Genomic DNA, 21,481 nt, shown 5'->3' on the forward strand with positions numbered 1-21,481 from the left:
GCCTACTACATTGCGCCTTCGGCTTCATTTTGTAGGCGCGCATGCTGCAAGCGTTGGGCAACAAGAAGTGGAGCGTTGATTCGGCCCAAGGGGTGGTATGATATTGTCATACTTCTTCTGCGTTAGGAGCATTAGCTATGAGCATGCATCGGAAAACCATCACGCTGACTGAACAGCAAGACGACTGGGTAAAAGGTCAGATCGAAAGCGGTCACTTTGGTAATGACAGTGAGTATATCCGCGATCTCATCCGGAGGGACCAGCAGGCCAAAGAACGTCTTGCCACGCTGAGGCAAGCACTCGCTGAGGGTGAGTCAAGTGGGAAACCTAAGCCGCTCGATATGGCAGCTATTAAAGCGACGGGCCGCAAGCGAATGAAGGCGGCCAACTAGTGTTTAAGCTGAGTGTTACGCCAAAGGCGGAATCAGACCTCATCGGAATTTGGGTATACACCTACGAAGAATGGGGGGTTGATCAGGCGGATAAATACTTGGATCAATTGGACGAAGGAATGAAACAGTTGATCAACCATCCATCACTTGGCGCAGATTATACCCATGTTTTTCCTGGGTATCGCAGATTACAGGTCGAGCACCACGCGGTTTTTTATCAGGTGCTTGAACCGGAGGTGGTCGTTGTTCGTGTGCTGCACGAGGACATGGATGCACCTGAAAGGCTTCTGGAATAAGGGTAGCTATGTTTGGGACCCCGCTTCAAGCACTACAACTACGACCAGGATGCGATGGTCGTCATCAACTATCAGGAACAGCTCCAGCCCGGCACCTTTGAATACGCCGTTCATTACCTGATTGCACACAAGCTGGATCTGTCGGTGTTTCACCCCAAACATGCATTCCGTTGCGCTTTTCCTAGCAGTGTCGGATTTCTAGATAACGCCTGACACAGAGCGCTACAATACCAAGCGCCATCAGAAAAGGCGTTGCGGGTTCGGGCACACTGACAGGGGGGGACGGTGGACTGCCAAGAGTGCTGACGTCAATTGTTATCGCTCCTGAGTTATTGTACCAACCGAACCCATCCATTGTGCCTAGAAACAAACGAGTCGTATCATCAGGAATATTAAACTGCTGGGTTGTTCCCGTCGCGGTCAGGCCATCGCCGATAAAAAAAACCTGGCTCAGCAACGGAGACAGGGTTGTGAAATCAAGTCCAATTGTTCCAAAATCCAGCCCATCCGGTGCCTCTGATAAATCCGGTTGATCTTCGGTTAAAAAACGCCAATCAACGAATTTATAGGAGCCCTAAGGTTCGAAATGCCATTCTCTGCGCCAGAGTAATGGCTAAGGAGACCGGCTCCGTCAATAGGTGCACCTACAGAAGAACCGGTGTGGCTTACACCACCCCTGGCATTGGTGAAGAATAAGGAATTAGCTGAAAGCAGATCGAGCCCCATAACTTCCACAGGGGAATGATCCGGAGCAATGTCTCCACGGGATGCTGTAGATCCCGGAGCCATGCCGGACAGCCACGGGTTCGATGTACCAGGTACAGTAATCGGTACGGCCTGCACCACTAACGGCAACGCGAAAAACATTGACAGTAGAGCCAGTTTAAATAATGTGAACGGCTTCTTTCCCAAGCTGATGTCAGCATTTGTCCGCGACTACCACCAACCGAATATGCAGCATTCAAGCCTCGGCCAAGCTATGGAAGGTTTTTCAGTCGTTTAAGTAGATTGCGCAAGATAGCTCATCCCAAGAGTTGTAAGGAATGTTGACGTTTCAAGGTTTATCAGCAATGAGAGCAGACTTTGCGTATATTTCGGTGGGATTCCTGGTCGGCAAGGGTGATTACCGGTGTGAGACCTTGGCCCCAGCTCCGCTGCCTGAAAGTGCTTGGCATCGTGGCGAAAAATTCGTCCACGGTGTAGCGCCCAATCAGAGACTTGGAAAGTTACCTACCATAATATATGACGACTGGGGGGGGGCAGAACTGGTTCCCCGGCGAAAGCGTTTGAATTGTGGCGCGAGCCCACAAATCTTGGGGATTAGAAGATGCATTTAAGGATTGTTGGCACGATTGGAACATTTATTTTGGTTTTCGTGGGGCTGATGTACAAAGTTGGCGACTTTACCGTTGGGGAATTCTTCATTTTTCTGGGTTTGGCGTCTATTGCGGGGCTGATCGCCTGGTTTAAACTTTTCAAACCAGGTTCTCGACGAGAAGGCAATTAAGAGGGTCGTGAGGCCAGGACATTGAGCGTTATGTCCGGGTTCATCACACCGTCACCAGTCGTGTCTGGCCACTTGAATCACTCTCGCTCCAGACGCTTGTACCAGAGCACAAAGCCATTCCGTTCCCAAGCCAGCACCTTTACCTTGTCGCTTTGGCGATTGCTGAACACAAAGGCCTCCTCGTCGAACGGATTCAGCGCCATCGCTTCTTGAACCAATAGCGACAACCCGTCAATGGATTTGCGCATGTCGACCGGCTCCCGGCAAAGGTGCACCGACATCGAAAATTCCGGACGCACCATCAGCCGTTTTCGCCAAGTCATCAGGTCTGCAAAGCCCAACAGCTGAAACTGCTTTTTAACTAGTGCAGGCACTGCGACGCCCATTACACTGCGCCTTCGGCTCCATTCAAAGGGCGCGCATGCTGCAGGCGTTAAATTTTTGCCGCGCCCTCATCGACTATGATGCAATACGTTGTAGTCGCCAAATTCGAGGGTATAGCTATGAGTATCACCACAGTTCGCCTCCAAGCCGAAGTTGAGCAGCACCTGGAAGCAATCGCCGGCAGGCTGCACCGGTGCCAGACTCTGTTCGAGATATGGTTTTCGGCAAATACGTCGTTCGATATTCACTTCATGCCAGTGCCATCATTATTCTCCGGGTATGGCATGGCCTTGAAGGTCAACGATAGTAATGTAACCAGGCGTGGCACCGGCGTTAGCATCTCAAGGTAAAAGGTATGTACGGAACATTATTACTACTTCATATTCTTGCTGCCACGATATGGACAGGAGGGCATATCGTGCTGTCTGTCGTTGTCTTGCCAAAGGTGCTTAGAGAAAGCTCACCGGAGCAATTGCTAGCTTTCGAATCCGTTTATGAAAAAATCGGCATGCCAGCTCTGATAGTTCAAATAGTGACGGGGCTAATGTTGGCTCACAGACTGGAGCCGAATGTAAGTGAGTGGTTTAATATGAGCAATCCCGTGTCTCACGCAATTGTGGCCAAGCTCTTACTTCTTTTGCTAACAATCTGTTTTGCCATAGACGCCAGATTTCGGGTAGTTCCCGTTTTGTCAGAGAACAACCTCAAAGTTATGGCTTGGCATGTTATACCCGTAACATTTTTCTCAATACTGTTTGTTGTGGTTGGCGTTTCATTTCGGACTGGGTGGTTATACTGAAGGGCGCGGGGTGAAGGGCCAGACCGCTAGCAGTCACTGGCAAGCCCCCGGTACATGCCAGGCTCACGTTAACATGCAGATGTACCACAGAGCAGGGCCGTATTTTATCCGGATGGTTGTGAGCGCCGTTAATAAAGACTCAACTCAAGCAGGTAAACGGTGGTCGGGGTTGCTTGATTTGACGTGAAGATAATGAGCCGGCGGATATCGGTCATGTCTATCCGGCGTGTTGCGGGTGCTTGCTGAACGCTATCCAAGCTTACGGTGAAGCGATTCATTCCGGGAGCAATGACAAGCCGGGTGTTGAAGCGGTCTTCATGCGCATTGCCACCCAGCTCATGGGGGCGGTCGTTGATGCGTAATGCCACGGTCAGGGGTGTTTGCTCGGGGTTAAACAAGGTCAGTGCCAGGTTCTGGTGGTTGCTCCAGTCACTTGCCAAATTGTTCAGCGATGCCCCGGAGTACTTTTTGGTTGAGAGGTTCATTTCCAGGCTGAACTGAGCGCCGACCGTATCGGCAAAGCGTGTAGAGCGTTGTACGTCGCCGCCCCAGAACCTCTGAGCATTGGCAGTGTCAAAATCATAGAGTTGCGGCATCTGTTGGGTTATCCGCCACTGTTGGTAGCCGATGGCGGCCACAAACCAAAGCTCCCATAGCAACAATGTGAGCACGCCAATATGGGCCAGCCATACGGCAAGTGATTTTTTTTCTGACCATAAGAGGCACGCCAGCGCCAGCCAGGCACCTACTAAATTGCGCAGCATATCGTGCCAGTCAACCTCGCGGCCTATCCTGCCCTGAACCAGTTCAATCAGCCCACCCGAAACAAGTACCACCACAGTGGTGACCGTGACCAATTTCCAGCCACCGAATTTGCGCTGCGGCTGAAGCAACAGTGTTATCAGAAAGAAGAACAGGATGTGCCCCAGGTTCCACACGGCTTCATAAAACAGGCCGGTAGCCCAGTCCGGACCCCCGATGAAAAATAAAGGGAACAGCGCAAGAGTCAGGCTCGCCTGGATGATTTTAGCGCCCCAATGCGCTGAGTCGTTTTTAAAAGCCAATACAAGCTCCTGTAAGGCTGGGTTATAAGCAGGCACAGCCTGTGGTAGAGCTACAATACGAGCTCTTGAAATCAGATCAATAGGGGATAATTCGTTTATGGATCAGCTATGGTAAGAATTCCTGGTTGCCGGGGGGTGGAATGGCCAGGCGCGAACTGTAAATGGTTTTCGAGGTTAAAACACTGAATCCGGTGAGCCTGGCTGTGAGTGTTACAATACCGTCCCATTTTTGCTATCACCGGAGAAAGCACTATGAGCACAGCGTCCGCATCCTACCCAATCGGCACACCCGGCACTCCGTGGGGCGATGCAGAACGCGCCGAGTGGCTGTTGCAGCAATCGCATCAACGCAGCTACGAGTCCGAGGTGCTGAGTATTGTCGAACGCCTGCGCCAGCACTTCGATGTGGAGCAGTATGGCCTCTTGGAATACGGCCCCGGGAGTTACCCGCTAATGGCCATTCGCAGCCGTCAGTGGCGTGAGGATTTGCCGGTGATGCTAATCACGGGCGGGGTTCATGGCTATGAAACCAGTGGCGTGCATGGCGCATTGCAGTTTGTTGAGCAACAGGCGGAGAACTACGCGGGCCGGGTCAATTTGCTGGTGGCACCCTGTGTCAGCCCCTGGGCTTATGAGCGTATCCACCGCTGGAATCCTCATACAGTCGACCCGAACCGCTCGTTCCGCGAGAACAGCCCGGCTGAAGAGTCTGCTGCACTGATGCGCCTGGTAGCGCCCCTTGGTGATCGTGTGTTGATGCACATGGATCTGCATGAGACCACCGATACCGATGAAAGCGAGTTTCGGCCGGCGCTGTCCGCCCGCGACGGCGAGCCGTTCGAGCCGGGTGAGATTCCCGATGGCTTTTATCTGGTTGATGACAGCGAGACCCCCCATTCCGGATTTCAGCAGGCGGTAATCGAAGCGGTGGAGAAGGTCACGCATATCGCACCGGCTGACGACAATGGCAAAATCCTTGGTTCGCCCATGGTCGCCCCGGGCATTATTCAGTACCCGCTCAAACAGCTGGGCCTGTGCGCCGGCATGACCAGTGCGCCTTATAGGACCACTACGGAGGTTTACCCGGACAGCCCCCGTGCCACGCCTGAACAATGCAATGCCGCACAGGTTGCGGCAGTGTGTGCCGGAATTGACTACGCGTTGGCACAGCCGTAGAGCAGGACACTCAGGTTGAGATTTCAGCCAAGGCTTGTTCGAGACGGTCTGTATTGGCTGGCCGTTGTTTCAATTTTGTTTTCGGGGGAGGTGTGATTGTGCGCTTGCGAATACTGTCAGATTTACACATTGAATGTTTCAAGGAGGGCCGCGAACTGCCGAACGCAGACGCGGATGTGGTTATCCTGGCCGGTGACATTCACCGCACCACGGAAGGACTGGCCTGGGCGGCGGAGCGGTTTGCCGGGCAGGAGGTAATCTATGTGCCGGGCAACCATGAATTCTACGGAACAAACATGCCCGTTAACCGTGAAGCGTTGCAGGCTGAAGCCGGGCGCCTGGGTATTCACCTGCTTGATAACGAGTCCGTGGATATTGGCGGGGTGCGTTTTCATGGCACCACGCTATGGACAGATTTTGAGCTGTATACGGGCCAGCCTGATTATGACCCTCGGGAAACGGAGAGGCGCGCCCTCGCATTTATGCCGGATTTTCGCATTATCCAGCAGCCAGTCGGCGAGGTGTTCACCACCACAGAAAGCCGGCGTTTGCACGCAGAAGCCAGGGCCTGGCTTGAGGCAGCATTAAGCGAACCCAGCCCGGGACCACGGGTAGTGATCAGCCATCATGCACCGTTGCCAGAGTGTATTCCGCCAAAATATCAGGGCGATGTGCTATCGCCGGCTTTTGCCTCAAACTTACGGGTACTGATGGGCAAAATGGATTTGTGGGTGCACGGCCATGTTCACGAGCCGGTGGATCTGCAGGTTGCTGGTACCCGGGTATTCGCTAACCCGGGCGCTTATCCGAATGAATATGAGCCGCCGCTGTTTGTTGCAGACAGTGTCATCGAGGTGTGAGCTGATTAACTTTAATCATTTAAGTACGCCCATAAACAAGTATAATGAATGCCTCATTTGAAAAGTTAGGTGAATACGATGACAACAGACCTGAATAGCCGGCACGGCCTGAACCCTGCCCACAGCGAAGTAGTGGAAGCCTGCAAGATTATTGAGCCCGGGAAGGCTCTGGATATGGGCTGCTCCAATGGCCGCAATGCCCTCTACCTGAGCCAGCTTGGCTTTGAGGTAACCGCCGTGGACAACAACCCCGGCGCTATCAATATGCTGCAGAAAATTGTCAGCGAAGAGGGCATCAACAATGTTGAGCCGCAGGTGTACGACATTAACAAGGCTGAGCTGAATGCCGATTACGGTTTCATTGCCTGCACCGTCACCCTGATGTTCCTCGACCCGGCCCGGGTGGAGGCGGTGCTTGCCGATATGCAGGCGCATACGCAGCCTGGCGGATACAACCTGATTGTGTGTGCGATGAATACACCGGCGCACCCTTGCCCCATGCCGTTTCCCTTTACGCTGGAAGAAGGGCAGTTGCGTGATAACTACAAAGGCTGGGAACTGGTGAAATACAATGAAGATGTGGGCACCATGCACAACGGCGCGCAATTGCAGTTCGCCACCTTGCTGGCGCGCAAACCTGCCTGATTAAGCCATCACCAGGGCTGTTGCTCCCGCTGCGGCCGACACACCCTATACCCCCTCCGGGCGCCGAACTGTTCGCTTCGGCGCCTCCCCATCAAAGATTTCTGAAAATTAATCTAATTTCTTTTTAATTTGGCAATACTTGCCGGACCCCCGCCCGTATACGTATAACTGTAAGAAATAATTAAATATTTTTAGAGCTAGGGTGCCTTTTCATGATGAAATCAAAAGCGATCAGGGAATCGACGATACTGGTACCGGTTTTTATACCAGCGGTGGTGGTAACGCTGCTTCTGGTTACCGGAGCCATTGCCAGCCCGGAGCTTGCGGGCCAGTTGTTTAACAGCACGCTTGAGTGGATAACCCAAACGTTTGGCTGGTTCTACATGCTCGCGGTTGCGATTTTTCTGGTGTTTATGGTGGCTGTGGGCGCCTCCAGTTGGGGCAACATCAAGCTGGGCCCGGACCATGCAGAACCTCAGTACAGTTTTGTTGAGTGGTTTGCCATGCTGTTTTCGGCCGGCTATGGCATAGCGTTACTGTTTTTCGGTGTGGCCGAGCCGATTCTGCATTTTGCCTCACCGCCTGCAGGGGCCGCAGAGACCGTTGGTGCGGCAAAGCAGGCCATGCAGATTGCGTTTTTTCACTGGGGTTTCCATATCTGGGGCATTTACGGCTTGGTGGGGCTGGTGCTGGCGTATTTTTCCTTCCGCCATGGCCTGCCGTTATCAATCCGGTCGGCGTTGTATCCGCTTATTGGCGACCGCATTTACGGCCCCATCGGCCACGCGGTGGATGTGTTTGCCATCCTGGGTACGTTGTTTGGTATTGCCACCACGCTCGGGTTGTCGGTGGTGCAGATTAATGCCGGCATCAATTATTTATGGCCGCAGGTGCCAGTGGATATTTCCGTACAGATCATCGCCATTGCGCTGATCACCGCGGCCGCAACCGTGTCGGTTGTTGCCGGTATGGATAAGGGCGTGAAGCGGTTATCGATGCTGAATATGGTGCTGGCCATTGGCCTTATGGCGTTTGTCTTCATGGTGGGGCCAAGTGTTCACATTCTCGAAAGCTTTTTGCAGAACACCGGCAGCTACCTCAATGGCATTGTAGCCCGCACCTTCAATTTACAGGCCTATACCCGCAGTGACTGGATTGGCAACTGGACGCTGTTCATTTTCGGCTGGACCATCGCCTGGGCGCCGTTTGTCGGCATGTTTATCGCCAAAATCAGCCGGGGTCGCACCATCCGCCAGTTTGTTTTTGGCGTTATGCTGGTGCCCTCGGTGTTTACCTTTTTGTGGTTTTCTGTTTTTGGCGATACCGCCCTGAACCTGATTATGAATGAGGGGCTGACCACGCTGATCGGTGATGTGCAGAATGATCAGGCGGTTGCTCTGTTCAAGTTGCTGGATGAACTGCCGGGCGCGTTCCTGATTTCCGTGCTGACGGTACTGCTGATCATCACCTTTTTTGTGACCTCCTCAGACTCCGGCTCGTTGGTGATTGATGCACTGGCCTCCGGTGGCGTGGTGGATACGCCAGTGTGGCAGCGGGTGTTCTGGGCCGTGCTGGAAGGGGTGCTGGCTTCGGCGTTATTGTTTGGGGGCGGTCTCAAGGCGCTTCAGGCGATGACAGTCACCAGTGCCTTGCCGTTTGCCATCATTATGCTGGTGGCGGCTGTGGGATTGTGGCGCGCGCTGACCATTGAAGGCCATCGTGAGAGCAGCTTGCAGGGCTTCGCCATGAACGCACCGCAGCTGGATACCGCCCAGTGGAAAAAACGGCTGGCGGCCATTGTGGATTTTCCCGACCGGGAGACAGTCGGGCGGTTTATCGAGCAAACCGTACTGAGCGGCATGCGTAAAGTAGAAGCCGAGCTGCGACAACGGGGCTGGGATGCCTCGGTAGAGTTTGATCCCGACATTGGCCGGGCCCACCTGCGGGTGAACTGGGAAGATCACGCGGAGTTTTCCTACGACATTCGCCTGACGGAGCGTGAAGCGCCCGAGTTTTATAATGTTGATTCAACGCAGGAGGGGGAAACGTCGCAGTCGTATTTCCGCGCCGAAGTATTTATGCGGCGTGGTGGTCAGGCCTATGATATTTTCGGTTACGAAGAGAACGATGTTATCAAGGATATTCTGGATCAGTTTGAGAAATATCTGCACTTCCTCGATATTTCACCTGGCAAGCTGCCCTGGGATATGGCCGAGCACGACGAAATGTTGAGTGATGCGCGAGAAAATACAGACCCGCAAAAGCAGGAGGTACCATGAAAACCGAAAGCTTTGGCAAGACCGACATTCAGGTAACCCCGGTGGGGCTTGGCACCTGGGCGATAGGTGGCTGGATGTGGGGCGGCACAGATGAAGCCCAATCCATTGACACCATTCATGCCGCTATTGATAAGGGCATCGGGCTGATTGATACCGCACCCGTGTATGGTTTTGGTCGCTCCGAGGAAATCGTGGGCAAAGCGTTGGCGGGTGGCCGGCGCGATCAGGTGGCTCTGGCAACCAAGGTTGCCATGAACTGGTCTGAGAACCACGACAAGATATGGCGTGATGCCTCGCCCGCCCGAATTGAGCGCGAGGTGGAAGATTCCCTGCGCCGTTTGCAGACAGACCGAATCGACATCTATCAGATTCACTGGCCCGACCCGACAACGCCAATGGCCGAAACCGCCCGCGCCATGGAAAATTTGCTCAAAGCCGGGAAAATCCGTGCAATTGGTGTTAGCAACTTCTCGCCAGAGCAAATGGATGAGTTTCGCAAGAGCGTGCCTTTGCATAGCATTCAGCCGCCTTACAATCTGTTTGAGCGGGAAATTGAACAGGATGTGCTGCCTTATTGCCGGGAGCAGGGCATCGCAACCATTACCTATGGCGGCCTGTGCCGGGGGTTGTTGTCTGGCAAGATGCATCAGGAAACCGGGTTTGAAGGCGATGACTTGCGCAACAATGACCCGAAGTTCCAGGGGGATCGCTTCAAGCAGTACCTAAATGCGGTTGCAGAACTGGACCAGTTTGCCCGCGAACGCTATCAGAAGAATGTACTGGCGCTGGCTTTGCGCTGGCTGATTGATCAGCCCGGCGTAACCACCGCACTATGGGGCGCGCGGCGTCCGGATCAGTTGAATCCGGTCAGTGACATTGAAGGCTGGTCTCTGGATGATGAGGCGCTGAAAACGATTGATAGTATTCTGAACCGCTGTATCAAAGACCCGATTGGGCCGGAGTTCATGGCACCGCCTGCGGGGGATGCCTAGAGCGGACAGACGGTGAAACAAAAGTATCCGCTCACCGGGGAGCATCCCGCTGTATCCGATAACGCCGTTCTGGCCGGCCAATGCTGCCGTAGCTGACTTCCGCCACCAGGGTGCCGGTGCCGGTCATGTATTCCAGGTAGCGGCGGGCGGTGGTGCGGGATGCGCCCATGGCGCTGCCCACTTCCTCGGCACTCCAGGGTTTGCCGTTGGCAATTAAGGCCCGAATTTTGTCCAGGGTGATCACGTCTATGCCTTTGGGTAGCCGGTGCTGGTTGTCGTGGGTTGTGTCGCCTCCGGCACGGGGCAGCAGCGCATCCACTTCGTCCTGGCCCAGATGCTTTAATGCCGATAGCCGAGTGAGGTGGCTGCAGTAGCGGTTGATGGCTTCTTCCAGGCGCTCGAACACCAGCGGCTTGAGTATGTAGTCGAACACGCCCCCGCGCAGGGCCGTGCGCAGGGTGTCCACTTCTTTGGCGGCGGTAATCAGGATCACGTCGGTGCTGCTGTTGGCGGCGCGCAGTTCCCGCAATAACTCCAGGCCGTTGCCGTCGGGGAAGAATACGTCCAGCAGTATCAGGTCGGGCTGCAGCACCTCGGCCTGTTCCCGGGCATCGGCCAGGGTGTGGGCAATGCCACACAGCTCCACCTGCCCCAGGCGCTCGATAAAGCGGCGTTGTATTTCGGCAATCTGGCGGTCGTCTTCGGCAATCAGCAGTCGGATGGGGGGCACGGCTGGCTCCTGTGAGTGAATGTTTTCGGTAAGTACAGGGTGATACGGCTACCGTCGGCATTGCTCAGGTTTTCCACGGTGATGGAGCCTCCCCAATCATCCAGGAACTGGCGCGCCAGGTGCAGGCCAAAGCCATGCTCGCGGCCGGGTTTGCTGGTTTCGCCTTTCTCGAACATCCGTGTTTGCATCTCCTCGGAAATGCCTGGTCCCTGGTCTTCCACTTCAAAGATAAGGTCCTGCCCCAGGTCAGTCATCGACAGCTGCACCCGGCCATTTGCACCGGTATGACGAAGAGTGGCTTCCAGGGCATTGTCGATCAGGTTGCCCAGGGCGCTCACCAGTTGTTCCCGGGGCAGGGTGTCGGGCAGGTCGGCCATCTGGCTGCCGGGATCAATATCCAGGTGCAGGCCCATTTCCCGGGCACGGTTGTGTTTGCCTAGCAGGCAACCAGCCACCACGGGGTCTGGCACGGCTTCCAGCAACAGGTGAATCAGTGCCTGGTGGCTGCTGACTTCGTGGCTTATCAGGCCGAGGGCATCGTTATAGGCACCCAGTTGAATCAGCCCGGCAATGGTGTGCAGTTTGTTGGAATATTCGTGGGTCTGGCTGCGCAAGGTGTCGGCGTACTGCTGAATGCGGGTCAGTTGTTGGCTGACCTGATCCAGCTCATTGCGCAGGCGGAAGCTGGCCACCACGCCAATAATGGTGTCGCCCTGGCGCATGGGCAGGCGGTTGACCACCATGTGCCGATTGCGCAGCCATACCTCCCGGTCGAAATCCGGTACGCCGGTGCCTAACACCGACATCAGGTCACTCTCTGGCAGCACCTCCAGAATGGGTCGGCCTGCTATGGGGTTTTCAGCCTCCAGGCCCAGGGTAATCAGTGCCGCGCGGTTAACCGTGGTGATGATGCCGTCGCGGTTGATGGCAATAATACCTTCGCGCACGGATTGCAGGGTGGCATTGCGCTCCTGGAACAGACTGGCAATTTCCTCCGGTTCCAGGCCAAAGATGGCGCGTTTGAAGCGGCCGGAAATCACCACCGCCGCCAGGATGCTGGCCAGCAACGCCACCCCGAGCACGCCGTAGAGCACCAGGCTATAGCGCTGGATGGTGGCTTCCACCTGGCCAACGCTGTAGCCCACCGAGACAATGCCAATAATGTCGCCACTGCCGGGCTCGAATACCGGAGCCTTGCCGCGCATGGATTCCCCCAGGTTGCCCAGGGCGCGGGCAATATAACCTTCACCGTGCACCAGTGCCTGGCGGCCGTAATCGCCATCGTCATCGGCCATGGAGTGGCCTATACGCTCTGTTGAAGGGTGGGCCAGGCGAATGGCGTTGTGGTCACCAATCACAATAAACAGGGCTTCGTTGGTGGTGGCCAGGGTTTCGGTGAGGGCGTTTAATTGCTCAATATCACGCTGCTGAATGCCTTCGATAATCACCGGGCTGGCGGCAATGGTTTTTGCCACCATCAGGGCGCGTTGGCCGATTTCGTTGTACAGGGACTCGCTCAGGTAGTAACCGGCGAACAGGCCGATAAACAGTGTTTGCAGGGCGCTCACCAGTCCAAGGGTGAGAATCATGCGGGTTTTCAGTTGGGTACGTCGCTTTGCGGCCATAGAGCTTTATCGTGTGTGCGTTGGAATTGGCTATGCTGTCGGGTAAGGGTAAATGACACAAGCAGGGTTTGCCCGTGAACTTTATGCGCAAAATGGGTAATAGGTTTTTTAAGTGGGTTACGCCCAGATACTTCAGTAACTACGCATTGCCTTTTACCCTGCGCACTGGAACAAAATAAAGAGGCGATTCCTATGTTCATCAAAAAAACAATAGCACTGGCGGCAGCCGCCGCGTTCAGTATGTCAGCCATGGCCTGGGAGCCGAGCGGAAAAGTAGAGTGCCTGGCACCGGCTGATCCGGGTGGCGGCTGGGATTTCACCTGCCGCAGCGTAGGCAAGGTGATGCAGGAGCTTGATCTGGTGAGCGGCTCGGTACAAACGGTGAATATGGCCGGCGCCGGCGGTGGTGTTGCGTTTGCCCACACCGTCAGCAAACGCAAAAATGATGACAAGCTGATTGTTGCCGCCTCAACGGCGACCACCACCCGTCTTGCCCAGAAACAGTTCCCCGGTATGGATGCGTCCATGGTGAAGTGGGTGGGCGCACTGGGCGCAGACTACGGCATTATTGCGGTCAGCAAGGATTCCAAATACGAAAACCTGAACCAGCTGATGGATGCCGTGAAAGAGAACCCGCGCGCGGTTAAATTCGCTGGTGGCAGCGCCCGTGGTGGCTGGGATCACCTCAAGGTACTGATTGCGGCCAAGGCGGCGGATGTTGGTAAGTTGCCATCTATTCCCTACCTGTCATACAACAACGGCGGCGAAGCCATGACCCAGGTTGTGGGCGGCCAGGTGGATGCCTTTACCGGGGATGTATCCGAGGCAACCGGGTTTATGGATTCGGGTGATCTGCGGGTGCTGGCGGTGCTGTCCGAAGAGCGCCTGCCAGGCAAATTCGGCGATATTCCTACCGCGCGGGAACAGGGTATTGATGCCCTTGGCCCCAACTGGCGCGGCTTTTACATGCCCAAGGGCGCCGATGAAGAAGCCAAGGAGTATTGGGTAGAGGCTATGGATACCGTATATTCCAGCGATGAGTGGAAAGCGGTAATGAAGAACAACGGTCTGATTCCGTTCCACCCCAAGGCGGGCGAGTTTGAATCGTTTGTGACCAATCAGGTGCAGGATATTGAAGACCTGTCCCGGGAAATCGGTCTACTGAAATGAAGGGCATAGGCGACCGTATTCTGGGCTTGTGCCTGCTGGTCTTGGCGGTTGCCTATGGCTGGGAAGCACAGCAGTGGCCTGAACCCTTCGGCGGTGCCGAGGGGGTAGGGCCAGAGACCTTCCCCACCATTCTGGCCATTGTGCTGGTGGTGGGGAGCCTGTACCTGATGGTGAAGCCAGACCCGGATGCCGAGTGGCCTATTGGTAAATCGGCACTGGAACTGGTGATCTCCATGGTGGTGCTGGTGATCTACGCGCTGCTCATGGAGCCCCTGGGCTTCGTGATTGCCACCACGCTGGCCGTGGGCACATTAAGTTGGCGCATGGGCGCTGCCTTGCGACCGTCGTTTGTGACCGGTCTTGCCAGCGCCGTGGTGGTGTTCGTGCTGTTTAATTATGGCTTGTCTCTGAGCCTGCCCACAGGCCTTTTGGGGGGCTTCTGATATGGAAACGATCGGCTTTCTGATGGAAGGTTTTGCGGTGGCCTTAACGCCGTACAACCTGATGTTTGCCTTGTTCGGTGCCTTTGTTGGCACCTTGATCGGCTGCCTGCCCGGGCTGGGGCCGGCGAATGGTGTCGCCATTCTGATTCCACTGGCCTTCACTCTGGGTCTGCCGCCGGAAACTGCGATGATTCTGCTCACCGCTGTGTATGCCGGGGCCATGTACGGCGGGCGGATTTCCTCCATTTTGCTGAACATACCGGGCGATGAGCCGGCCATGATGACCTGCCTGGACGGCTACCCCATGGCACAAAAAGGCCGTGCCGCAGATGCCCTGGCGATTTCAGCAATTGCGTCGTTTGCCGGCAGCCTGATTGGTACCATCGGGCTGATTATGCTGGCACCGGTGCTGGCAAAGTTTGCCCTTACCTTTGGCCCGGCCGAATATTTCGCGCTGTTTTTGCTGGCGTTCGCCACCCTCGGCGGTATAACCGGCAAGAACCCGATGAAAACCGTGATTGCCGCCACCCTGGGCATCATGATTTCCACGGTCGGGATCGACATCTCCACCGGCACTCAGCGCTATACTTTCGGTGTGCTGGAGCTGTATGAAGGCATTGATTTCATCCTGGCGATTGTCGGCCTGTTCGCCATTTCCGAGCTGTTGTTTTTTGTGGAAGCGCGCCTGGGCAAGGGCCGCAGCAAGATGCAGGTGGGCAAGCTGTCACTCAGCCTCAAGGAAATTTTCTCCACCATTCCCACGCAACTGCGCGGCGGTGTGCTGGGTTTTGTGGCTGGTGTGTTGCCGGGCGCGGGCGCTTCATTGGGTAGCTTTATCAGCTACACCCTGGAGAAATCCGTGCTGGGCAAAAAGGGCCGGTTTGGCGAAGGCGACATTCGCGGTGTGGTGGCACCGGAAGCCGGCAACAACGGCGCTGCCTCTGGTGCGCTGGTGCCCATGCTGACCCTGGGTGTGCCGGGCAGTGGCACCACGGCGGTGTTGCTGGCCATGTTGATTTCGCTGAATATCACGCCGGGGCCGCTGATGTTTACCCAGAACGCCGATATTGTCTGGGGGGTTATCGCGGCTTTGTTGATCGGTAACGTGCTGCTGTTGTTGCTGAATATTCCGCTGGTGGGCATGTTCGTGCGGCTGCTGTCGGTGCCGCCAATGTATCTGCTGCCGGTGGTGACCATGGTGGCGTTTGTGGGGATTTATTCCATCAGCCACAGCACTTTCGACCTGTACTTCATGATCGCCTTTGGTGTTGGTGGGTACCTGATGCGCAAGCTGGAGATCCCCCTGGTGCCGATCATTCTGGGGCTGTTGCTGGGGCCGGAAATGGAAAAAAACCTGGGCCACGCGCTGATTATTTCAGACGGCGACTGGAGCATTCTGTGGTCAAGCCCGCTGGCCATCGGCCTGTGGACGGTGGCCGCCCTGGGGCTGGTATTGCCCACGGTATTCGGCCCGATACTGCGTCGGCGCATGCGCAAGGCCCTCGAAGAGGGTCCGGTCAGCGATTAGGCGTTTTGAATCCCGCCAAGGCGGGTATAATGAGCACACTGCACCGGGCTTTGCCCGGTGTTTTCCGTTGTGATCAACCCTGTTTTTTTAACCAACTCACCTTACCTGTCAGGAAGTAATGTCCGATCTCTCCCTCATTCAGTATGGCCTGGTGGCGCTCATTTTTGTCTGGAGCGGCTTCGTGCGCTCCGGCCTTGGTTTTGGCGGGGCGGTGTTGTCGCTGCCGTTCCTGCTACTGGTAAAAAACGACCCGCTGATATTTTTGCCCATCATAGCGGTACATCTGCTGTTTTTTTCATCGCTGACCATCTGGATGAATAATCGCAATAACCGGAAAACAGCGACCGCTGGCAGCACTGAAAAACTCACCGGATTCGGGCCGGATGTAGAGCCAAACCGGCCTGAAGGCACGGTGGACTGGCATTATTTATGGCGAATGCTGGGCATTATGCTGGTGCCCAAGCTGATTGGCGTATTTGGCCTGTTTACGCTGCCCCCGAATGTGCTCAGCGCCATTATTTTTGTCATTGTGGCGATCTACTCGGTGTCCTACATCATCAACCGGCCGTTTCGCAGCAAGAGCAAAACCGTGGATGTGCTACTGCTGATGGCCGGCGGCTACATCAGCGGTACCTCGCTGATCGGCGCGCCACTGATTATTGCCGTTGCGGCTCAGCATGTGGCCCGGGAAAAGCTCCGCGACACACTGTTTGGCCTCTGGTTCATTCTGGTACTGATCAAACTGGCCGCCTTCGTTTGGGTAGGGCTGGATCTGCAATTGATTCACCACCTGTGGCTGTTGCCCTGCGCTGCCATAGGGCATGTGATCGGGCTGCGTTTTCATGAGCGCATCCTGAAAGCGGAAACGCCGGTGTTTTTCCGCATGCTGGGTGTGGTGCTGTTGGTGGTCAGCAGTGTGGGGATGATCAGCGCCCTGCTTTAATCCGGCGAAACGTACCAGGGCAGGCCAAGTCGCTCACTTCGTTCAAGCTCGGCAATCACCTGCGCCCCGAGCAGCAGGATGATGGAGGCGATCTCCAGGCTGATCAGTATCACAATGATGGTGGCCAGGGAGCCGTAAATTGCATTCACGAAGGATATATTGAGAAAGTAATACATCAGCAACAAGCGGGTAGTTTCCCAAAGTATGGCTGCCACCAGCCCGCCTACCAGGGCTCTTCGCCGTGAGACGCGCACAATAGGCAGAACCTTGTAGATGGCGCTGAACAGAATAAACACCCCAAGAAAGCTGACCAGGTACAGGGTGAGCCCGGGGGCTTCATACAGAGCGTTGATCAGACTGAATAGCAACGTCAGGGCCAGCAGCCCGGCGCCCAGGACAAGAATAAAACCGTAGGGCAGCACGGCAGAGACCCAGAAACTCCGGTGGGGATTGTCTGGCCGGTGGAAGATGATCGCAATGGAGTCTTCCAGCATGCGGAACGCAAACGTACTGAAAAACAGCAACACCGGTAAGCCGACAATGCCGATGATATCCCGTGATTCCATAAATGCCCGAACCGCATCCAGCAGCAGGTCGGCATGTCCGGGAGCAAAGTGCTGGGCCTGCACGGCCATTACTTGCAGCAGCTGCTCTTCATCCACTATGCGGGTCAGTAAAACGGTCAGTACAGCAAGCATCGGCACCGCCGACAGCAGTACGTTGTAGCCAACCCCACCCGCCAGCAAAATTCCATGATTGCGCAGAAAATTGCGTATAACCCGCCGTACGAACAGCAAAAACTGACGGGGTAGGTGCGCGGACGTCTGCTGATTATTAATTCTGCCTTTCATGGGGCAACCCTGGCACAGATTGAAAAAGGAGTTCCGACAACCCAGGGCGCCCATATCGCCCTATAGGAGATTAGTGGTCAGCCGGGACCGTATGCAGGTCGGACTCGACTATACTATACCGTATGACAAAACCCACCGAAGCTAAACAGCGCGCTATTCTTGAGCGGCTGGATAAGTTCAGCCGTTTTACCGATAGCAGCATTGGTATTCCCTTCACGCGATTCCGGTTCGGGGTTGACGCCGTTATCGGCATGGTGCCGATAGTAGGAGACGCCGCCGGACTGTTGTTGTCTTCTTATGTACTGATTGAGGCTCAGCGGGCCGGTGCCAGTAAGGCTGTCAAAGGGCGTATGTTGGGTAACATGGGGATCGATTTTGTGGGTGGCCTGGTACCAGTAGTAGGCGATGCGTTTGATGTCTTCTACAAGGCCAATATCCGCAATACCCGTTTGCTGAAACGTCATCTGGAAGAGCAGCTTGTGGCACGTGAGCCATGATCGGTCCGGTGAGCCTGGCAACCGCCTTTGGCAATCAGTAGCCAACGATATTATGGGTTCAGGATAAAAAAGCGATGCGTGTTTTCAGCCATTTTCGGCTATATTCTCCCCTCAATTAAGGGGGCGAGATGCGTGCGTTTTTGGTGATTCTGGGTCGTGGTGTCGGGCAGGTAATGCTTCAGGAAAATGCCTTTTCCGGCTGCCTGATGCTGTTAGGGATCGCCTGCAATTCCTGGTTGATGGCTCTGGCTGCTTTGCTGGGGGGCTCGGTGTCGACACTGGCGGCTATGCTGCTGAAATTTGATAAGCAGGCGCTGCAGCGCGGGTGGTACGGGTTTAACGGTACGCTGGTAGGCATTGCCACGGTTGTTTTCCTGCAGGTGTCTGTCTGGTCGGTCGTTTTGCTGGTCGCCGGCGCCATCCTCTCTACCCTGGTGATGCGATTGTTTCTTATGCAGCGGCATTTTCCCGCCTACACCGCGCCGTTCGTTCTGGTTACCTGGCTGTTGTTGCTGGTGTGCCACCTGATGATTGCGACCAATCTCTTGCCCCCGGTTGTTGACCTGGTCTCCACCTCGCCGGATATTTTCGCCGCCTTCTGGCGCAGCTTGGGCCAGATCATGTTCCAGCCCAGCCCGGTCGCCGGTTTGTTGTTTTTTGCGGCGGTGCTGGTGCACTCACGTGTCAATTCTTTTTACATGTTATTGGGTGCCGGGTTGCCCCTGCTGTTGCTGATGGCCAATGAGATGAACTACGCGAATTTCAACGCCGGCCTTTATGCTTATAATGCCGTGCTGTGTGCCATAGCGCTGGGCGAACGCACGCGGGCCAGCCTTTGCGGGGCTATCCTGGCCATTACCTTGTCGGTGGCGCTGCAGTGGCTTGGCATACAGGCTGGCCTGATTACCCTGACGGCTCCGTTTGTGCTGGCTGCCTGGGTTACGCTGGTGCTGCGCCAGTGGGTCAACGTGGGTTCACTTTGACGATGAAACTGTATCGCGACCAACTCTTTCTGGACACTGTAGATTCTCTCGGCGAAAGTACGTAATAGAACCTTTATTTCTCCATGCCGATAGAGGTGGCAAATATGAAGTACATCTTCGAAGTGCATATCAAAGAGGGCTATACCGCCGAGGACTACGCGGATGCCTGGGTGCGTGCCAGTGAGTTGATTCAGCGAGCACCGGGTGCGAGGGGAACCGAATTGCATCGCAAAATCGGTGATCCGGATACGCTGATAGCCATTGCTTATTGGGATAGCAAGGCTAGCCGGGATGCGATGGAGGCGCAACCCAGCCCCGATATAGCAGAGATTATTCGCAGTGCTGCGCCTTTTTGTGAAATCCGACCCCTTGGTGAGTTTGAGGACCCGGAATGGGTGGTCGACCCGGCAAATGCGGTTAATTTCGCGCCCAAAGCTATCACATGAGCCGGTCGCCAGTTGAGCTTGAAATTCCTCCGCCCATAGCAGCAGAGGCTTTACGATATCAGTGAACTTCAGGCAGTTTGGTTGTGGGCCCGAACACTTCGTAGTGCAACTGGTCGTCGGTGAAGCCGATGCTGTTAAGTATGCTTTTTAGGGTCGTCATAAAAGGCATAGGGCCGCAGAAGTACACATGGGCTGTTTTGTCGGTGAGCCATTTGTTGAGGATGTCAGCGGTTAAGTAGCCAGCCCAGTCGGCGCCTTCGCCGAACTCGAATGCACGTTTCAGGTTCAGGCCGGCTGACTCTTGCAGCTCTGCCAGTTCCGTGTGGAAAATCTGGTGCTCGGCACTGCGGCAGCATTCAATAAACTGGAGGTTTTCAGCCCCGAAGCCGGATGCCAACGCTTCTTTCAACATGCTGTACAGCGGTGTGATGCCAACGCCACCGGAAATAAATACATGCTTCGGGGCACTTTTGTTCAGTGTGAACTGTCCGTTTGGCGCACTCAGTTCAACCGTATCACCAACCGCGCATTTGTGGAGTTGCTGCGAGGCCGCGCCGTGAGTTTCGGCTTTTACCGAAATTCGGTAGTAGTCCTCTGTGCCCCAGGATGACAGTGAGTATTGGCGGATCTCATCGTAGCGGTCGCCGGTTCCGGTCAGTTTGACGCCAAGGTACTGGCCGCCGGCATAGGTGCAAATAGCGCCACCATCGGATGGCTTGAAGTAAAACGATTTAACTTCGGGTGTTTCCTCAACAATCTGATCAATGGTGAAGGGGCGAAATCCGCGCCAGCCACCTGGCTGAGCTTCCTTTTCGCTGTACATGTTTTCTTCAGTATCGGTAAATATCTGTGCCAACACGCCATAAGCTTCTCCCCATGCGATGAGTGCTTCGTGATTGTCTGGCAACTGCAACACATCCTGAATGGCTGCTATCAGGTTTTCCCCTACAATCGGGTAGTGCGTGGGCTCAATTCCAATGCTGGCATGCTTGCTGGCTATTCTCTGCACGGCGGGCACAAGTACTTCAATCTGGTCAATATTCTTGGCATAGGCAAAAACGGCATCTGCCAATGCGGATGACTGGCCACCGCCGCCGCTGCGCTGATTGGCCATGTTGAATATGTGCTTCAGGTCGGGGTTATTATCGAACAGTCTTTTATAAAATTCCTGGGTAATGGCTTGGCCATTTTCGGCCAGTAGAGGGACGGTGGACTTAACGGTAGAAATAGTATGTTCCGTGAGCATGAACTTGCCTTGTAAGGAGTATGTAAAATGAATATTAAAGGCTACAGGGAGGTGAAAGTTACAGTCAATAGGGGATGTGCGGATAAAAATGCTACTTCCGGGTCAGTTTTTCTGGTTTTGGGCCTTCCTCGCGAAGGCTTCTGACAGCTCAGGCAAGTCTATTCCCGGTTTTCCTGATGCTGTTTGTGCAGTTTGCGAATAGCCTCTGCCTGTGCCGCAAACGGGCCTTCCACACGCAGGCCGGGTACAACAGTGTTGATCGGCAGAGTTGCTATAGGAGGGGCTGGTGCGCGCATTTCTTCAAGCCAGGCTACTAGTTGTTCTGAAGAGCTGGCATAAACAATCCGGCCAAGGCCAACCCAACCGTGGGCCGCGGCACACATGGGGCAGTGTTCGCCCGATGTGTATACAGTAGAGGCTGCTCGTTCATCGGGTGTCATGTTCGCCGCGGCCCAGCGAGCGATTGCAAACTCAGGGTGTTGAGTATCGTCGCCATCAGCTACAAGATTATGCCCCTCGTACCTGACTGCGCCTTTCTCATCTACCAACACCGAACCGAACGGTGGGTTGCCGGTTTCTAGCGCATTGGTGGCTAGTTCAACGCATCGATCCAAGTGTTTCATTT

At 55.1% G+C, this 21,481-nt stretch carries 26 protein-coding genes; 18 read left to right on the forward strand and 8 right to left on the reverse strand.

What is annotated here, in order from left to right; all coding sequences use genetic code 11:
• The first annotated feature begins 137 nt into the window (after positions 1-137).
• From ACTHYN_RS12915 to ACTHYN_RS12925, 3 genes are read left to right on the forward strand one after another with little or no spacing between them, the layout of a single operon-like run.
• On the forward strand, positions 138-392 hold the full coding sequence (locus ACTHYN_RS12915; protein WP_441812841.1) for a type II toxin-antitoxin system ParD family antitoxin: 255 nt from the start codon (positions 138-140) through the stop codon (positions 390-392).
• Positions 392-688, forward strand: coding sequence for a type II toxin-antitoxin system RelE/ParE family toxin (locus ACTHYN_RS12920; RefSeq protein WP_441812842.1), 297 nt, complete (start codon positions 392-394; stop codon positions 686-688). The genes ACTHYN_RS12915 and ACTHYN_RS12920 overlap by 1 nt, the downstream gene beginning before the upstream one ends.
• A 12-nt stretch (positions 689-700) precedes the next feature.
• Complete coding sequence (locus tag ACTHYN_RS12925; RefSeq protein WP_441812872.1) at positions 701-901, forward strand: hypothetical protein; 201 nt, start codon at positions 701-703, stop codon at positions 899-901.
• On the opposite strand, the gene ACTHYN_RS12930 is transcribed toward ACTHYN_RS12925, so the two are convergent.
• On the reverse strand, positions 870-1,043 hold the full coding sequence (locus tag ACTHYN_RS12930) for a PEP-CTERM sorting domain-containing protein (RefSeq protein WP_441812870.1): 174 nt from the start codon (positions 1,041-1,043) through the stop codon (positions 870-872). The two genes, ACTHYN_RS12925 and ACTHYN_RS12930, sit on opposite strands and share 32 nt — an antisense overlap.
• Before the next feature lie 399 nt (positions 1,044-1,442).
• Between ACTHYN_RS12930 and ACTHYN_RS12935 the strand changes: the two genes are divergently transcribed.
• Positions 1,443-1,691 carry a hypothetical protein gene (locus tag ACTHYN_RS12935; RefSeq protein ID WP_441812843.1) on the forward strand — a complete coding sequence of 83 codons (249 nt, stop codon included), beginning with the start codon at positions 1,443-1,445 and terminating at the stop codon, positions 1,689-1,691.
• A gap of 581 nt (positions 1,692-2,272) precedes the next feature.
• Here ACTHYN_RS12935 and tnpB read toward each other — a convergent pair.
• Complete coding sequence (gene tnpB, locus ACTHYN_RS12940) at positions 2,273-2,581, reverse strand: IS66 family insertion sequence element accessory protein TnpB (protein ID WP_441812844.1); 309 nt, start codon at positions 2,579-2,581, stop codon at positions 2,273-2,275.
• A gap of 117 nt (positions 2,582-2,698) precedes the next feature.
• On the opposite strand from tnpB, the gene ACTHYN_RS12945 reads away from it, so the two are divergent.
• Positions 2,699-2,929: a hypothetical protein gene (locus tag ACTHYN_RS12945; protein ID WP_441812845.1), complete on the forward strand. Its 231-nt coding sequence runs from the start codon at positions 2,699-2,701 to the stop codon at positions 2,927-2,929.
• A 5-nt stretch (positions 2,930-2,934) separates the two neighbouring features.
• Positions 2,935-3,378 carry a CopD family protein gene (locus ACTHYN_RS12950; protein ID WP_441812846.1) on the forward strand — a complete coding sequence of 148 codons (444 nt, stop codon included), beginning with the start codon at positions 2,935-2,937 and terminating at the stop codon, positions 3,376-3,378.
• Positions 3,379-3,506: 128 nt separating this feature from the next.
• Here ACTHYN_RS12950 and ACTHYN_RS12955 read toward each other — a convergent pair whose 3' ends face one another.
• Positions 3,507-4,442, reverse strand: coding sequence for a succinyl-CoA synthetase subunit beta (locus ACTHYN_RS12955; RefSeq protein ID WP_441812847.1), 936 nt, complete (start codon positions 4,440-4,442; stop codon positions 3,507-3,509).
• A 252-nt stretch (positions 4,443-4,694) separates the two neighbouring features.
• Here ACTHYN_RS12955 and ACTHYN_RS12960 point away from each other — a divergent pair, with 252 nt between their 5' ends.
• The 5 genes from ACTHYN_RS12960 (at position 4,695) to ACTHYN_RS12980 (ending at position 10,394) form a co-directional block, all read left to right on the forward strand.
• Positions 4,695-5,618: a M14 family metallopeptidase gene (locus tag ACTHYN_RS12960; RefSeq protein WP_441812848.1), complete on the forward strand. Its 924-nt coding sequence runs from the start codon at positions 4,695-4,697 to the stop codon at positions 5,616-5,618.
• A gap of 98 nt (positions 5,619-5,716) precedes the next feature.
• Entirely contained in the window at positions 5,717-6,478 is a 762-nt protein-coding gene (locus ACTHYN_RS12965) for a metallophosphoesterase (RefSeq protein WP_441812849.1), read from the forward strand.
• 78 nt (positions 6,479-6,556) lie between these two features.
• Entirely contained in the window at positions 6,557-7,123 is a 567-nt protein-coding gene (gene tehB, locus ACTHYN_RS12970; protein WP_441812850.1) for a tellurite resistance methyltransferase TehB, read from the forward strand.
• Between the two features lie 212 nt (positions 7,124-7,335).
• Positions 7,336-9,402: a BCCT family transporter gene (locus ACTHYN_RS12975; protein ID WP_441812851.1), complete on the forward strand. Its 2,067-nt coding sequence runs from the start codon at positions 7,336-7,338 to the stop codon at positions 9,400-9,402.
• Positions 9,399-10,394, forward strand: a complete 996-nt coding sequence (locus ACTHYN_RS12980; protein ID WP_441812852.1) for an aldo/keto reductase — start codon at positions 9,399-9,401, stop codon at positions 10,392-10,394. Before ACTHYN_RS12975 ends, ACTHYN_RS12980 begins: the two co-directional genes overlap by 4 nt.
• A 31-nt stretch (positions 10,395-10,425) precedes the next feature.
• Here ACTHYN_RS12980 and ACTHYN_RS12985 read toward each other — a convergent pair whose 3' ends face one another.
• Together ACTHYN_RS12985 and ACTHYN_RS12990 are read right to left on the reverse strand one after the other, a co-directional pair.
• Complete coding sequence (locus ACTHYN_RS12985) at positions 10,426-11,124, reverse strand: response regulator (protein ID WP_441812853.1); 699 nt, start codon at positions 11,122-11,124, stop codon at positions 10,426-10,428.
• Entirely contained in the window at positions 11,103-12,749 is a 1,647-nt protein-coding gene (locus ACTHYN_RS12990) for an ATP-binding protein (RefSeq protein ID WP_441812854.1), read from the reverse strand. Before ACTHYN_RS12990 ends, ACTHYN_RS12985 begins: the two co-directional genes overlap by 22 nt.
• Before the next feature lie 192 nt (positions 12,750-12,941).
• On the opposite strand from ACTHYN_RS12990, the gene ACTHYN_RS12995 reads away from it, so the two are divergent.
• The 4 genes from ACTHYN_RS12995 (at position 12,942) to ACTHYN_RS13010 (ending at position 16,833) form a co-directional block, all read left to right on the forward strand.
• The gene (locus ACTHYN_RS12995; RefSeq protein WP_441812855.1) at positions 12,942-13,919 is read left to right on the forward strand and encodes a Bug family tripartite tricarboxylate transporter substrate binding protein; all 978 of its coding nucleotides are present in this window, start codon (positions 12,942-12,944) and stop codon (positions 13,917-13,919) included.
• Positions 13,916-14,362: a tripartite tricarboxylate transporter TctB family protein gene (locus tag ACTHYN_RS13000; protein WP_441812856.1), complete on the forward strand. Its 447-nt coding sequence runs from the start codon at positions 13,916-13,918 to the stop codon at positions 14,360-14,362. Before ACTHYN_RS12995 ends, ACTHYN_RS13000 begins: the two co-directional genes overlap by 4 nt.
• Before the next feature lies 1 nt (position 14,363).
• On the forward strand, positions 14,364-15,890 hold the full coding sequence (locus ACTHYN_RS13005; protein ID WP_441812857.1) for a tripartite tricarboxylate transporter permease: 1,527 nt from the start codon (positions 14,364-14,366) through the stop codon (positions 15,888-15,890).
• Between the two features lie 118 nt (positions 15,891-16,008).
• Positions 16,009-16,833: a TSUP family transporter gene (locus tag ACTHYN_RS13010; RefSeq protein WP_441812858.1), complete on the forward strand. Its 825-nt coding sequence runs from the start codon at positions 16,009-16,011 to the stop codon at positions 16,831-16,833.
• On the opposite strand, the gene ACTHYN_RS13015 is transcribed toward ACTHYN_RS13010, so the two are convergent.
• Entirely contained in the window at positions 16,830-17,684 is an 855-nt protein-coding gene (locus tag ACTHYN_RS13015) for a YihY/virulence factor BrkB family protein (RefSeq protein WP_441812859.1), read from the reverse strand. The two genes, ACTHYN_RS13010 and ACTHYN_RS13015, sit on opposite strands and share 4 nt — an antisense overlap.
• 122 nt (positions 17,685-17,806) lie before the next feature.
• On the opposite strand from ACTHYN_RS13015, the gene ACTHYN_RS13020 reads away from it, so the two are divergent.
• The 3 genes from ACTHYN_RS13020 to ACTHYN_RS13030 all read left to right on the forward strand — a co-directional run bounded on the left by ACTHYN_RS13020 (position 17,807) and on the right by ACTHYN_RS13030 (position 19,610).
• Positions 17,807-18,181 (forward strand): DUF4112 domain-containing protein, encoded by a 375-nt coding sequence (locus ACTHYN_RS13020; RefSeq protein ID WP_441812860.1) that lies wholly within the window; start codon positions 17,807-17,809, stop codon positions 18,179-18,181.
• A 128-nt stretch (positions 18,182-18,309) separates the two neighbouring features.
• Positions 18,310-19,164, forward strand: coding sequence for an urea transporter (locus tag ACTHYN_RS13025; protein WP_441812861.1), 855 nt, complete (start codon positions 18,310-18,312; stop codon positions 19,162-19,164).
• 104 nt (positions 19,165-19,268) lie between these two features.
• Positions 19,269-19,610 (forward strand): antibiotic biosynthesis monooxygenase family protein, encoded by a 342-nt coding sequence (locus tag ACTHYN_RS13030; RefSeq protein WP_441812862.1) that lies wholly within the window; start codon positions 19,269-19,271, stop codon positions 19,608-19,610.
• Positions 19,611-19,668: 58 nt separating this feature from the next.
• Here ACTHYN_RS13030 and hmpA read toward each other — a convergent pair whose 3' ends face one another.
• Both hmpA and ACTHYN_RS13040 read right to left on the reverse strand, forming a co-directional pair.
• Positions 19,669-20,856 (reverse strand): NO-inducible flavohemoprotein, encoded by a 1,188-nt coding sequence (gene hmpA / locus ACTHYN_RS13035; protein ID WP_441812863.1) that lies wholly within the window; start codon positions 20,854-20,856, stop codon positions 19,669-19,671.
• Positions 20,857-21,014: 158 nt separating this feature from the next.
• Complete coding sequence (locus tag ACTHYN_RS13040; protein ID WP_441812864.1) at positions 21,015-21,479, reverse strand: nucleoside deaminase; 465 nt, start codon at positions 21,477-21,479, stop codon at positions 21,015-21,017.
• Positions 21,480-21,481: the final 2 nt, after the last annotated feature.

It is taken from the genome of Marinobacter sp., assembly GCF_052091845.1.
Lineage (GTDB): Bacteria > Pseudomonadota > Gammaproteobacteria > Pseudomonadales > Oleiphilaceae > Marinobacter.

What these genes read in the sequence shown, in the direction of transcription:
- ACTHYN_RS12950 (WP_441812846.1), top strand. Translation starts at nt 2,935, where the DNA reads ATGTACGGAACATTATTACTACTTCATATTCTTGCTGCCACGATATGG.
- ACTHYN_RS12980 (WP_441812852.1), top strand. Translation starts at nt 9,399, where the DNA reads ATGAAAACCGAAAGCTTTGGCAAGACCGACATTCAGGTAACCCCGGTG.
- ACTHYN_RS12995 (WP_441812855.1), top strand. Translation starts at nt 12,942, where the DNA reads ATGTTCATCAAAAAAACAATAGCACTGGCGGCAGCCGCCGCGTTCAGT.
- ACTHYN_RS13040 (WP_441812864.1), bottom strand. Translation starts at nt 21,479, where the DNA reads ATGAAACACTTGGATCGATGCGTTGAACTAGCCACCAATGCGCTAGAA.
- ACTHYN_RS13030 (WP_441812862.1), top strand. Translation starts at nt 19,269, where the DNA reads ATGAAGTACATCTTCGAAGTGCATATCAAAGAGGGCTATACCGCCGAG.
- tnpB (WP_441812844.1), bottom strand. Translation starts at nt 2,581, where the DNA reads ATGGGCGTCGCAGTGCCTGCACTAGTTAAAAAGCAGTTTCAGCTGTTG.
- ACTHYN_RS13000 (WP_441812856.1), top strand. Translation starts at nt 13,916, where the DNA reads ATGAAGGGCATAGGCGACCGTATTCTGGGCTTGTGCCTGCTGGTCTTG.
- ACTHYN_RS12960 (WP_441812848.1), top strand. Translation starts at nt 4,695, where the DNA reads ATGAGCACAGCGTCCGCATCCTACCCAATCGGCACACCCGGCACTCCG.
- ACTHYN_RS13020 (WP_441812860.1), top strand. Translation starts at nt 17,807, where the DNA reads ATGACAAAACCCACCGAAGCTAAACAGCGCGCTATTCTTGAGCGGCTG.
- ACTHYN_RS12935 (WP_441812843.1), top strand. Translation starts at nt 1,443, where the DNA reads ATGTCTCCACGGGATGCTGTAGATCCCGGAGCCATGCCGGACAGCCAC.
- hmpA (WP_441812863.1), bottom strand. Translation starts at nt 20,856, where the DNA reads ATGCTCACGGAACATACTATTTCTACCGTTAAGTCCACCGTCCCTCTA.
- ACTHYN_RS13025 (WP_441812861.1), top strand. Translation starts at nt 18,310, where the DNA reads ATGCGTGCGTTTTTGGTGATTCTGGGTCGTGGTGTCGGGCAGGTAATG.
- ACTHYN_RS13005 (WP_441812857.1), top strand. Translation starts at nt 14,364, where the DNA reads ATGGAAACGATCGGCTTTCTGATGGAAGGTTTTGCGGTGGCCTTAACG.
- ACTHYN_RS13010 (WP_441812858.1), top strand. Translation starts at nt 16,009, where the DNA reads ATGTCCGATCTCTCCCTCATTCAGTATGGCCTGGTGGCGCTCATTTTT.
- ACTHYN_RS12915 (WP_441812841.1), top strand. Translation starts at nt 138, where the DNA reads ATGAGCATGCATCGGAAAACCATCACGCTGACTGAACAGCAAGACGAC.
- ACTHYN_RS12975 (WP_441812851.1), top strand. Translation starts at nt 7,336, where the DNA reads ATGATGAAATCAAAAGCGATCAGGGAATCGACGATACTGGTACCGGTT.
- tehB (WP_441812850.1), top strand. Translation starts at nt 6,557, where the DNA reads ATGACAACAGACCTGAATAGCCGGCACGGCCTGAACCCTGCCCACAGC.
- ACTHYN_RS12990 (WP_441812854.1), bottom strand. Translation starts at nt 12,749, where the DNA reads ATGGCCGCAAAGCGACGTACCCAACTGAAAACCCGCATGATTCTCACC.
- ACTHYN_RS12945 (WP_441812845.1), top strand. Translation starts at nt 2,699, where the DNA reads ATGAGTATCACCACAGTTCGCCTCCAAGCCGAAGTTGAGCAGCACCTG.
- ACTHYN_RS13015 (WP_441812859.1), bottom strand. Translation starts at nt 17,684, where the DNA reads ATGAAAGGCAGAATTAATAATCAGCAGACGTCCGCGCACCTACCCCGT.
- ACTHYN_RS12930 (WP_441812870.1), bottom strand. Translation starts at nt 1,043, where the DNA reads ATGGATGGGTTCGGTTGGTACAATAACTCAGGAGCGATAACAATTGAC.